We start from the raw sequence: 10,774 nt of genomic DNA, 5'->3' as shown, positions 1-10,774 counted from the left end.
AGTAAGTCCCATGGGCGGATTCAGGATCGAAGCGGATCTGGATTTGTGTCAGGGCCATGCCATGTGCGAACTGGAGGCGCCCGACTACTTCCGGGTTCCCAAGCGGGGCAAGGTCGAAATCATCGACGCCGAACCGCCCGAAGACGCCCGCGAAGAAGTCGAGCGCGCGGTCGATATGTGCCCAACACAAGCACTGTTCATCAAAGAGAAAGAAGACTGACCCATGACAGCACAGGCGTCACACTCCCGCGACGAACTCGAGGCATGGGTCGACCGCTGGCTGCAGGCCAACAAGGACTGCGAAAAGGCCGGTGACTGGCGGCCATTGGCGGACTTCTACACCAAAGACGCCACCTACGGCTGGAACATCGGCCCCAAGGAAGACGTGATGTGCGTCGGCGTCGACGAGATCCGCGACATCGCCCTCGGCCTGGAGATGGAGGGCCTGGAGAACTGGGTGTACGAGTACCAGAAGGTGCTCATCGACGAGAAGCAGGGCGAGATCGTCGGCTTCTGGAAGCAGATCGTCAACAAGGCCGACGGCACCCAGGGCGAGATCTACGGCATCGGCGGCAGCTGGTTTCGGCTCAATGGCGACAACCTCATCGAGTGGCAGCGCGACTTCTTCGACTTCGGTCACGTCGCGAAGATGTACGGGAAGCTGATCGAATCCGGCGATCTGAGTTCCGGCATGCAGAAGCGAATCGAGCGCAGCGTCGCCGGCGAGAAGCTACCCGGCTACTACCCGCTCGGCCAAGCCCCGGTGCCCATCTGGTGACGGCGCCGATGCGGAGGCGGGCCGCGGGAGCCAACCAAGCATTTGATTTGTTGCACGCGCTATGCTGACGCGACAAGGGTGCCTGTGGCACTCGTCACCTAGCTGGCCGGCATGAAGGGGCCGGTCAGCGCTGATCAATTCAAAGGCGAAATGGGGTCAGGACCATCGTGAAGACAAAAGGCGCACTGATCTGGGAGTTCAACCAGCCCTGGTCCATCGAGGAAATCGAGATCGGCGACCCGCAAGCGCATGAGGTCAAGATCCAGATGGAAGCGGCGGGCATGTGCCACTCCGACCATCACCTGGTCACCGGCGGCATCCCGATGGCCGGTTTCCCGGTGCTCGGTGGTCACGAGGGCGCGGGCATCGTCACCGAGGTCGGCCCGGGCGTGGAAGACATCGCCCCCGGCGACCACGTGGTGCTGTCGTTCATCCCGTCGTGCGGGCAGTGTCCGACCTGTCAGGCGGGCATGCGTAACCTGTGCGACCTGGGAGCGGGCCTGCTGGGCGGCGCCGCGGTGTCCGACGGGACGTTCCGCATCCAGGCGCGCGGCCAGAACGTCTTCCCCATGACGCTGCTGGGAACGTTCTCCCCTTACATGGTCGTGCACCGCAGCTCGGTGGTGAAGATCGACGAGTCGGTCCCGTTCGAGGTCGCCGCGCTGGTCGGCTGCGGCGTCACCACCGGCTACGGTTCGTCGGTCCGCACCGCTGACATCCGGCCGGGCCAAGACGTCGCCATCGTCGGCGTCGGTGGGGTCGGCATGGCAGCCCTGCAGGGTGCGGTCAGCGCCGGCGCCCGCTACATCTTCGCGATCGACCCGGTGGAGTGGAAGCGCGACCAGGCGCTGAAGTTCGGCGCCACCCACGTCTACCCCGACATCATGGCCGCGATGGCGGGCATGGCCGAGGTCACCTACGGCCTGATGGCCCACAAGGTCGTGGTCACCGTGGGCGAGCTGCAGGGCGCCGAAATCGACAACTACCTCAACATCACCCAAAAGGGCGGCACCTGCGTGCTGACCGCCATCGGAAGCCTGCTGGACACCAACGTCAACCTCAACCTGGCGATGCTGACCCTGATGCAAAAGAACCTGCAGGGCACCATCTTCGGCGGCGGTAACCCCCAGTACGACATCCCGCAGCTGCTGTCGATGTATAAGGCCGGCAAGCTGAACCTGGACGACATGATCACCCGCCAGTACAAACTGGAGCAGATCAACGACGGCTACCAGGACATGCTGGACGGCAAGAACATTCGCGGCGTCATCCGGTTCACCGACGCCGACCGGTAAACCAGCCGTCATCAGCCGCGTCTTTCCATGACCGGCTTTCCGCCACCTCATGGCGCCGGGACGAACCGGCGCCATGACGGTGTGCGGCGGTCGAACTCCCTCCTTGCGCCACAACGCAATCGGCGCACCGACGACCATCGGGGTGACTCGTCCCGAGGCGCCGGGCGTGCAATCTAGTGACAGGAGAAGAAATGACTGAAGCCGCGCAAGCCCAAGAGTCCCAGGCATCCCCGGCCCTGGCCGCGTCGCAGTCCTCGTGGCGCTGCGTGCAGGCGCACGACCGGGCGGGCTGGCTCGCGCTGATGTCCGATGACGTCGTCATCGAGGACCCGATCGGCAAGTCCGTCACCAACCCGGACGGCACCGGTGTCCGCGGCAAGGAGGCCGTTGGCACGTTCTTCGACACCAACATCGCGGCCAATCAGCTCTCCATCACCTGCGAGGAGACCTTCCCGTCGAGTTCACCCGACGAGATCGCCCACATTTTGGTGCTCAACAGCAAGTTCGAGGGCGGCCTCACCAGCTCGGTGCGCGGGGTGTTCACCTACAAGGTCAACGACGCCGGGCTGATCACCAACATGCGTGGCTACTGGAACCTCGAGATGATGCAGTTCGGCAAGGAGGAGTGAGTGCCCATGGCGTCGATCTTCACCAAGATCATCAACCGTGAACTTCCCGGCCGCTTTGTCTATGAGGACGACGACGTGGTCGCGTTCCTGACGATCGAGCCGATGACCCAGGGGCACACCCTCGTCGTGCCACGCGAAGAGATCGACAATTGGCAGGACGTCGGGGGCGCCGCCTTCGCCCGGATCATGACCGTGAGCCAGTTGATCGGCAAGGCCGTGTGCAAGGCCTTCAAAACCGAACGGTCCGGCCTGATCATCGCCGGGCTAGAGGTGCCGCACCTGCACGTACACGTCTTCCCCACCCGCAGCCTCAGCGACTTCGGCTTCGCCAACGTGGACCGCAACCCCTCACCGGAATCGCTGGACGAGGCCCAGGCGAAGATCAAGGCGGCCCTGGCTCAATTGGCGTGAACCGCGTGCTGCGCGTGCACGTCACTGATGCGCGGCAACGTCACCCGGAAGCAGCAGCCGTCGCCGGGCGCGGTGGTCACGCTGACCACGCCGCCGTGCGCCCGCACCAGCGACTCGACGATCGATAGACCCAGACCGGTACCGCCGCTGGCCCGCGCCCGCGACGAGTCGGTGCGATAGAACCGCTCGAACACCCGCGACGCGTCCTGCTCGCTCATGCCGGGGCCCTTGTCCGCCACTTCGAGTACGGCGTCGTCGCCGTCGGTGCCGACCCGCACCGTGACGTCGGCGCTCTCCGGGGTGTGCTGCAAGGCGTTGGCGATCAGGTTGCTCAGCACCTGCCGGATGCGGGGCTCATCGCCGAGCACCTCCGGTGTGCCGGGACCGTCGAGGACCTTCATGGTGATGGTTCGCTGAGGATCGATCGCCTGCGCGTCGTGCACGGCGTCGCTGGCCACCGCCAGCAGATCCACCCGGTTGCGTTCGAGCGGCCGTTGCACATCGAGGCGGGCCAGCAACAGCAAGTCGTCGACCAGCAGGCCCATCCGGGAGGCCTCGCTTTCGATCCGCGACAGCAGCATCGCGACGTCGCGGGCGGCGCCCTGGCGATATAGTTCCGCGAAACCGCGGATGGTCGTCAGCGGGGTACGCAGCTCGTGGCTGGCGTCGGTGATGAAGCGCCGCATCCGGTCCTCGGAGCCGCGGGCCTTCTCCGCGGAGGACTCCGAGGACGCCAGCGCCTGCTGAATCTGCGCGAGCATTCCGTTGAGCGCGAGCGACAGCCGGCCCACCTCGGTTCGCGGATCACGTTCTGGGACACGGCGATCCAACTGGCCGGACGCGATGGCAGCGGCCGTTCGTTCGACTTCGGCCAGCGGCCGCAGGCTGCGCTGGACCACCGCGAAGCTGGCGATTCCCACCAGGACCAGCACCGCCACCCCGATGCCGATCTGCAGCCAGACCAGTGATCCGACGGTGTGCTGGAGGTCGGACAGGTCGATCGCGACGGTGGTCAACCCGTGTGGCCCGTGCACCGATACGGCCCGCCAATGAATGTTCGAACCCTTCACCGAGGGCAGCGTCGTCGGATTGGGACCCACGTCGTTGTTGGCCGGCAGGGCCGGCTCGGCGTTGCGGTCGTTGATGGCGGTGAAGGGAGTGCCGTCGGTGCCAACGCCGCGCACGTAAAACTTCGACGGTGGCCGGCCCGGATCGGGGCCTTCGTAGGGCGGCGGTGACTGGCGACGCGGTGCCTGCGCCCAGCTGTGGGATGCGTCAAGCAGCGTCTGATCGATGCGGCTGAGCTGACTGTGACGCAGGATCGACGTCACCGCGACACCGGACACGGCGAGGCCGCAGGCGACCAGCACCAGGGTGGCGGCGACGAGCCCTATTCGGAGCGGCAGTCCACGTCGAGGCTGAGTGACCATCTCCCCAATTCTTCGCTACCGTTGACGGCCGCGCACGCGCTCAGCGCGGTTCCCGCAACACATAACCCACTCCACGCAGCGTGTGCAGCAACCGTTTCTCCCCGGTGTCGATCTTGCGGCGCAGATACGACACGTAGGACTCGACGACATTGACGTCGCCTCCGAAGTCGTAGCGCCACACGTGGTCGAGGATCTTCGGTTTGCTCAACACGGTGCCCGCGTTGATCACAAAGTAACGCAACAGCGTGAATTCCGTCGGCGACAGCGACACCGGTTGACCGGCCTTCCACACTTCATGGGTTTCCTCGTCGAGCTCGATATCGGCGAAAGTCAGTCGGGCGGTGCGCTGTTCGGCGCCGCCCTTGCCGGCGCGCCGCAGGATGACCCGTAACCGCGCAACGACCTCTTCGAGGCTGAATGGTTTCGTCACATAGTCGTCGCCGCCCAGCGTCAGGCCGGCGATCTTGTCCTGCAACGAATCCCGCGCCGTCAAAAACAACGCGGGGGCCTCGATGCCGTCGGCCCGCAACCGTCGCAACACCCCGAACCCGTCCATGCCGGGCATCATCACGTCGAGGATGACCGCGTCGGGGCGGGCTTCGCGCGCCCGGTCCAAAGCCTGGGCGCCATTGGTTGCCGTGTAGACCTCGAAGCCCTGGAACTTCAAACTCACCGAAAGCAACTCGACGATGTTGGCTTCGTCGTCGACCACGAGCACGCGAGCCTCCGGCTTGGTGCCGCTGGGAGTTGGCGATGTCATCAGCTGCTGCTGTCCCTTACTTGACGTTACCTATGGAAAGATTGTGTGATTCCTGAAAGCTCAGTGTCAACCGTCTGTTAGTAGTCTGCCAGGGGTCAACGCGTTGCCTTGGGAGGGATCGGCCTTTCCGGGCCTTGTCGTGAATAGACTCGAAGAATGAACCTCGCCAAAAGCATCGTGTCGGCGGCGACCGCTCCCGCGCGGGTGGGGCTGGCCGCGGCAGACGCGGGTCTGGGCGTGGCAACCGCGGCCGTCGGCGTGGCGAAGCGAGCGTTGGGCGAGAACGGATCCACCGGCACGAACCCGATGACGTCGATGCTGGGTCTCGACGACGCGCTCGTGCGCGCCAACCGGCTGGCCAGGTTGCTCGACGACGACGCCCCGCTGGGCCGGGCGGTGGCCCCGGACGGGCCGCTCGATCGCTTGCTGCGCCCGGGCGGGGTGGTCGACATGCTGACCTCGGAGGGCGGTCTGCTCGACCGCCTGACCGCCGAGGGCGGGGCCTTGCAGCGCACGCTGCAGCCCGGCGGCCTGGCCGATCAGCTGGTTGCCGAGGAGGGTTTGATCGAGCGCCTGCTGGCCGAGGACGGGCTCGCCGACCGGCTGCTCAGTGAAGGCGGGCTGGTCGACAAGCTGACGGCGAAGCATGGGCCGCTGGACCAGCTCGCCGACGTTGCCGACACCCTGGCGCGGCTCACGCCCGGGATGGAGGCGCTCGAGCCGGCGATCGCCACCCTGCAGGACGCCGTCATCGCGCTCACCATGGTGGTCAACCCGCTGAGCAGCATCGCCGACCGGATCCCGCTGCCTGGGCGCCGGCGCCCCTCGTCGCGCGCGGTGCGCCCAGCGCGCGTGATCGACAGCGACCAGTGACCGATTAGGCTTGGTCCCAATTTGACCCCGCCTCTTAGCTCAGTGGTAGAGCCGGGTAGAACGTCAGTTGGATGCTCAGGCGGTCAGAGCGTCAATAGGACTGGCCGTCGGCGTACCGCTTCCGCCGGTAGTAGCGACCGCTGCCGCGATTCCTTGCCTTGTACGTCGGCAGCTGGCTGTCACAGTTGGGGCAAATGAGCCGCAGATTCTCCCGACGATCGTTGCTTGCGTCTCCATTGATGTGGTCGACGATCAGCGCCAGGGTCACGCCGTTCCACTTGTCCTCGATGCCGCAGATCGCACAATAACCGCCCTGCTGCTCATAGAGGTAGTCGCGGACGTAGTGGCCCTGGTAGGACATGCGCCCACAGACTCCGGTGTCGAGCCAGGCCTCCAAGAGCAAGCGTCGGCGGTGTGACTGTTGGCATCCGTTGGTGCAGAACACCTTTCGCCGACGGCCTTCGAAATCGACTCCGCACCCGAGACAGGTCGTTGACACAAGACGACGCTATCCCTCAGTACCGACAGGAATGGAGCCGCGTGAGAGACTCGAACTCTCGACATCCGCTTTACAAGAGCGACGCTCTACCAACTGAGCTAACGCGGCCGGGGCTGGCTCGATAAGCCACGACGATTCTACGACAGGGTGATGCCGTCCGAGCCACGCGTCGACTCGAGCCGGCGGAGGTGCGGGCCGCCCGGGTCGCCTCGTCATGTAGGGCGGAAGCTCGCGAACGGAGCGCCTTGGTAAGCGAGCGGTCGTCAGCTCAATGCTGCGTTGGCGTGCTCAACCCTCCCTGGCCTCGCGGTGGTTGTCGTCGTCCTCGCCGTCCCAGTAGGCCCATTCGGGAAGCGGTGTGTTGGGCATGGCGCCAAAAGCGGATGCCTCATACCCGGGTTGCCCACCATTTCCCTTCCACCGTGGATCGAGTCTGTTCGCTCGTGACCGCCTGACCCCGCGGGTGATCAGAGCGATGGTGCCTCCGACGACAAAAGCGATCAACGCGACTTTGAGAACCAGCAATAGCAATGTCACGGCTGCATGCGCTCCTCGGCGCTGAGCGGTAACTGCCTGCAGGACAGGGGTTTGCGACACGAGGCGGCGCGGGGGGTGGAACCCGCCCGCTTCCATAGCGTGGGCCGTTCAACGCACACGAAGCTACACACCCTGCTTACGGGTGGCCCGGAAGGTTGTCCAAACCTCCCTGGATCCCTTGCAGATCCCCTTCGATACCTTGCAGCTTTCCTTCGATGGCCTGCAAATCGGAGAGAGCATCCTGATAGGCCGGCTGCATCTCGTCCGGGGCCGTAGGCAGGGACTGAGGGCAGTACGCGACGATGGCGCCGGCGGTGACATGAGTACTTTGATCGGCGTCCCAGATCGACGATCGCTGCACGAATCCGACGGCATCTGAGAAATTGTGCTGATGTGCCAGGAAGTCGCAGACGGCGTGCCCTTGGGCCATCGCGTAATCCTGGCTGGGAATCGGTATGCCTTCGTGCTTCAACGCGGCGATGAACGCCATGTCGGCAACGCCAATCCGTGGGGCGGGCGCTGGCGGCGCAATTCGACTGGGCGCCGGCGGCGCAATTCGACTCGGTGACGACGCGGCCGGCGGCGGGGCTTGGGTCGGCTGGGCAGATGAATCCTGGTGGCGGACGGCGAATATCACGATCACCGCCGCGGCGACGGCCACCACCGATAGCGGCAACGCCGCCACCAGGCCCAGGCGGCGCAGCACGCCGCTGCGCTGGAGGAGCGCGCTGCGGGTCTTGTTGCGCCGCGGCCGGGAGTCGGCGACCACCTGGGTTTCACGCACGCTAGGCGCGTCCCCGAGAGGCACCCCTGTGCTGTGGGCCAAAAGCTCGTCGAGCAGTTCGTCGACCTCTCGCGACGACGGCTGGCCGCCCCGCTCGCGCACCGTTCGGCGCCCAAGAGCGATGCGCCGCAATTCTGAGTCGATCGTCTCGCGGTCGCGCATGTCAACCAGTTTGAGCCTTCATCGGCATTGATGTCACGCGGTCCGATGCGAAAGACTCGCGGTGGGTCAACCAACCGGAGCCGAGAAATCGAAGCAATGGACGGACGTGATCATCGTGAGCCGTAACGGACGCACCGCGCCGCTCGTCCTCGCCGCGGTCGCGATCATGTCCGCGCTCGCCGCTTGTTCGGCGTCGCCTTCCATGAACGCGACCCGCGCCGCCACCACGACATCGGCCATCGCACCGCCGACACGGGTGGTGCCCGTCGATGCGGGCACGCCCTTAGGCGCGCAGCCTCGCCTGGCGTCAGACCCCGTGCAACTGGCCGACGACCTCGTCGCCGACGAGCGCGCGCTGCGCGACCCGGCGACGCCGGATCCGGCGCTGACGGCGGCGGCACACCGCGAGCAGGCGGCCTATCGCGCCATCGGACACCATCCCGAATGGGATGCGGCCACGCGTCCGCGCATCCCGGCGGAGCTGGTCGATGTCTACGACCGCAACGTCGACGCCCGCCGGCAACTCACCGCGCTGACCCCGGTGCGAGACAACCTGCCGGCGTGGCGCATCGAGCCGCCGGCCCCGGCCGACGAGCTGCTGAACTACTACCACCAGGCGGAGGCGGAATCCGGCGTCGGCTGGAACTACCTGGCCGCGATCAATTTCGTCGAGAGCCGCTTCGGCAGCATCGTGGGCGCGAGCACCGCCGGCGCCCAGGGCCCCATGCAGTTCCTGCCCTCGACGTTCGCCGGCTATGGGCAGGGCGGCGACATCCACTCGCCCCGCGACAGCATCCTGGCTGCGGGCCGCTACCTGGCCGCCAACGGGTTTGCCAACGACCCCGATCACGCCCTCTACCGCTACAACCACGCCGGCGAATACGTGCGCGCGGTCGACCAATACGCGGCGCTGATCGCCGCCGATCCCGCTACGTTCGCCACGTACTACCGCTGGGACGTCTATTGCCGCACGACGGCCGGCGACGTCTTGTTGCCCATCGGGTACGACGCGTCTGCGCCGGTCCCGGCCGCGGATTACGTGGCGGCCCACCCGCAGTAGTCCACGATCAGTGCAGGATCAGTACAGGGGCACCCAAACACCGAAGAACCAGTAACCCCAACCGCCGTACTGCCAGTTGAAGACCGGGATGGCGGTAAAGGTGTTGTAGCTGAAGGGTCCGAAATCGGCCCGCGCCACAGCCACGTCACGCGGCGCTCCGGCCCACGGCCGGTTCCAGCCACCCGGAGGCGGCGGACCATCCCAGCCACCCGAAGGCGGCGGGCCCTCCCAATGCGGCGGCGGGTGGCCCGGAGCCCGGCCGTCGTTCCAGCCGTAGCCATGCTGGCGAGGTGGCGGAGGCGCCCCGTGGCCCACGATGCTGAAGCCGGTGTCGAGGCCAACCGGCCCGCCGATCTCGGCGTTACCGCTCGCGTAAACGCCGCGCGGCGGAATGTACGGCGGGTGCGGCGGCTGCGTGCTCGGCGGATTCAGCGACGCGTACACCTCCCCGCCGAGTTGCGGCGTGGTGGTCTGTCCACTCGCCGGCGCGGTGGTTTGCGCACTCGGCGATGTCGTTTGCGCACTCGTCGACGTCGTTTGCGTGGCCGGCGTCGTCGTCTGCGCACTCGGCGATGTCGTTTGCGTGGCCGGCGCCTGAGTCGTTTGGGTGGCCGGCGCCTGGGTGGTTGGGGTAGCCGGCGGCTGGGTGCTCGGCGTGGTCGGCGGCTGGCTTGGGGTGGCCGGCGCTGCAGTGGTCTGCGGGGGATTTTGCGGGATCTGCACCCCGCCTCCCGCCTGCGCGCCGCCTCCCGCCTGCACGCCCGGCCCGCTGAGGTCACCACCGCCGCCCACGCCGCCGCCTCCGCCGTGGCAATTCGGGCACGGCGGCGGCGGGTCAAGTGGCGCGGAGTAGGCCGAACCGGCGTCCAGAGTCGCCATCGAGATACTCAGGCCAACGGCCACCGCCGCGGCGCTGATGACACGTTTCATAGACATAGCTGCGTCCCCCTAGGATGTCGATGGCCTGCGCTATGGGCAGGTGACGTACAACTCGAATGACTTGGTGACCTGCTGTGGTTGTTGCGGGTTGCTCATGTCGACGCCCGTAGCGGTGCCCTTGATCGCCCATGCCTTGCCGTTGACCGCGACCCCGGCACTGCCGCCCTGGTTGGGCGCGGCGTCGGAGAAACCGAGCGCAACGCCGTTGACGGTGCCCAGCCCCACCGAATGGACCAGCGGCGGGTTGCCATGGCTGACCACGGCGCCCAGCCCGGCGGTGGGGTCGCCGATCCCGATGTTGGTGTTGTCACCCGCGACGGTGCAGGTGACCTGCCCGCTGACGTTCTGATTCTGACCGTCGACGATCACCCGCGGACCCGCTGCCGCCGGCGCGGAAGACGAGCCCGACGACCCGGTACTGGACTTGTTGCCCGAACATCCGGCACTGGCCGCGATCACCAGGGCCACGCCGGCCACGCCGACTACGATCCCACGCTTCACTACTCTCCCCTTCGTGTCGCTGGTTCCGCTGCCTCGTCACCTTGGTCGCATCACCACAGGTGGACGCGTTCGAGGCCGGTCGGCCGGATATCCGATACCCGAGAACCGCTAACGGT

15 protein-coding genes and 1 tRNA gene are annotated in these 10,774 nt (G+C 66.5%); 7 read left to right on the top strand and 9 right to left on the bottom strand.

Translation table 11 applies throughout. The features are described from left to right. The first annotated feature begins 10 nt into the window (after nucleotides 1-10). The 5 genes from A5775_RS14355 (at nucleotide 11) to A5775_RS25440 (ending at nucleotide 3,113) form a co-directional block, all read left to right on the top strand. The gene (locus tag A5775_RS14355) at nucleotides 11-220 is read left to right on the top strand and encodes a ferredoxin (RefSeq protein ID WP_067253247.1); all 210 of its coding nucleotides are present in this window, start codon (nucleotides 11-13) and stop codon (nucleotides 218-220) included. 3 nt (nucleotides 221-223) lie between these two features. Continuing rightward, a complete protein-coding gene (locus A5775_RS14350; protein ID WP_067253244.1) occupies nucleotides 224-778 on the top strand; it encodes a hypothetical protein in 555 nt (184 codons plus the stop codon). A 167-nt stretch (nucleotides 779-945) separates the two neighbouring features. Next, nucleotides 946-2,073: an NDMA-dependent alcohol dehydrogenase gene (locus A5775_RS14345; RefSeq protein WP_067253242.1), complete on the top strand. Its 1,128-nt coding sequence runs from the start codon at nucleotides 946-948 to the stop codon at nucleotides 2,071-2,073. A gap of 191 nt (nucleotides 2,074-2,264) precedes the next feature. Next, entirely contained in the window at nucleotides 2,265-2,702 is a 438-nt protein-coding gene (locus A5775_RS25445; protein WP_067253240.1) for a ketosteroid isomerase family protein, read from the top strand. Between the two features lie 6 nt (nucleotides 2,703-2,708). Beyond that, nucleotides 2,709-3,113 (top strand): HIT family protein, encoded by a 405-nt coding sequence (locus A5775_RS25440; protein WP_067253238.1) that lies wholly within the window; start codon nucleotides 2,709-2,711, stop codon nucleotides 3,111-3,113. On the opposite strand, the gene A5775_RS14330 is transcribed toward A5775_RS25440, so the two are convergent. After that, nucleotides 3,101-4,543: a cell wall metabolism sensor histidine kinase WalK gene (locus A5775_RS14330; RefSeq protein ID WP_067253236.1), complete on the bottom strand. Its 1,443-nt coding sequence runs from the start codon at nucleotides 4,541-4,543 to the stop codon at nucleotides 3,101-3,103. The two genes, A5775_RS25440 and A5775_RS14330, sit on opposite strands and share 13 nt — an antisense overlap. A 40-nt stretch (nucleotides 4,544-4,583) precedes the next feature. Continuing rightward, a complete protein-coding gene (gene phoP / locus A5775_RS14325; RefSeq protein ID WP_067253234.1) occupies nucleotides 4,584-5,303 on the bottom strand; it encodes a two-component system response regulator PhoP in 720 nt (239 codons plus the stop codon). Nucleotides 5,304-5,459: 156 nt separating this feature from the next. On the opposite strand from phoP, the gene A5775_RS14320 reads away from it, so the two are divergent. Beyond that, on the top strand, nucleotides 5,460-6,176 hold the full coding sequence (locus tag A5775_RS14320) for a hypothetical protein (RefSeq protein WP_067253232.1): 717 nt from the start codon (nucleotides 5,460-5,462) through the stop codon (nucleotides 6,174-6,176). A 91-nt stretch (nucleotides 6,177-6,267) separates the two neighbouring features. On the opposite strand, the gene A5775_RS14315 is transcribed toward A5775_RS14320, so the two are convergent. From A5775_RS14315 to A5775_RS25665, 5 genes are all read right to left on the bottom strand, one after another. After that, a complete protein-coding gene (locus A5775_RS14315) occupies nucleotides 6,268-6,675 on the bottom strand; it encodes an HNH endonuclease (RefSeq protein WP_067253229.1) in 408 nt (135 codons plus the stop codon). Between the two features lie 32 nt (nucleotides 6,676-6,707). Next, nucleotides 6,708-6,783 (bottom strand) — tRNA-Thr (locus tag A5775_RS14310). 180 nt (nucleotides 6,784-6,963) lie between these two features. Next, the gene (locus tag A5775_RS14305; protein WP_067253227.1) at nucleotides 6,964-7,212 is read right to left on the bottom strand and encodes a hypothetical protein; all 249 of its coding nucleotides are present in this window, start codon (nucleotides 7,210-7,212) and stop codon (nucleotides 6,964-6,966) included. A 136-nt stretch (nucleotides 7,213-7,348) separates the two neighbouring features. Then, nucleotides 7,349-8,158: a DUF732 domain-containing protein gene (locus tag A5775_RS14300; RefSeq protein ID WP_067253225.1), complete on the bottom strand. Its 810-nt coding sequence runs from the start codon at nucleotides 8,156-8,158 to the stop codon at nucleotides 7,349-7,351. A 66-nt stretch (nucleotides 8,159-8,224) separates the two neighbouring features. Then, nucleotides 8,225-8,398: a hypothetical protein gene (locus A5775_RS25665; protein WP_197512604.1), complete on the bottom strand. Its 174-nt coding sequence runs from the start codon at nucleotides 8,396-8,398 to the stop codon at nucleotides 8,225-8,227. Between A5775_RS25665 and A5775_RS14295 the strand changes: the two genes are divergently transcribed. After that, a complete protein-coding gene (locus tag A5775_RS14295) occupies nucleotides 8,325-9,218 on the top strand; it encodes a transglycosylase SLT domain-containing protein (RefSeq protein WP_156660711.1) in 894 nt (297 codons plus the stop codon). The two genes, A5775_RS25665 and A5775_RS14295, sit on opposite strands and share 74 nt — an antisense overlap. Nucleotides 9,219-9,236: 18 nt before the next feature. On the opposite strand, the gene A5775_RS25660 is transcribed toward A5775_RS14295, so the two are convergent. Next, nucleotides 9,237-10,148, bottom strand: a complete 912-nt coding sequence (locus tag A5775_RS25660; RefSeq protein WP_067253223.1) for an MAP_0585 family protein — start codon at nucleotides 10,146-10,148, stop codon at nucleotides 9,237-9,239. 39 nt (nucleotides 10,149-10,187) lie between these two features. After that, the gene (locus A5775_RS14285) at nucleotides 10,188-10,658 is read right to left on the bottom strand and encodes a lipoprotein LpqH (protein WP_067253221.1); all 471 of its coding nucleotides are present in this window, start codon (nucleotides 10,656-10,658) and stop codon (nucleotides 10,188-10,190) included. Nucleotides 10,659-10,774: the final 116 nt, after the last annotated feature.

This window comes from Mycobacterium sp. 852002-10029_SCH5224772, assembly GCF_001667315.1.
Classification (GTDB): Bacteria; Actinomycetota; Actinomycetes; order Mycobacteriales; family Mycobacteriaceae; genus Mycobacterium.
Note: the sequence above shows the minus strand (reverse complement) of the source record. Positions and strands in the feature narration are given on the sequence as shown.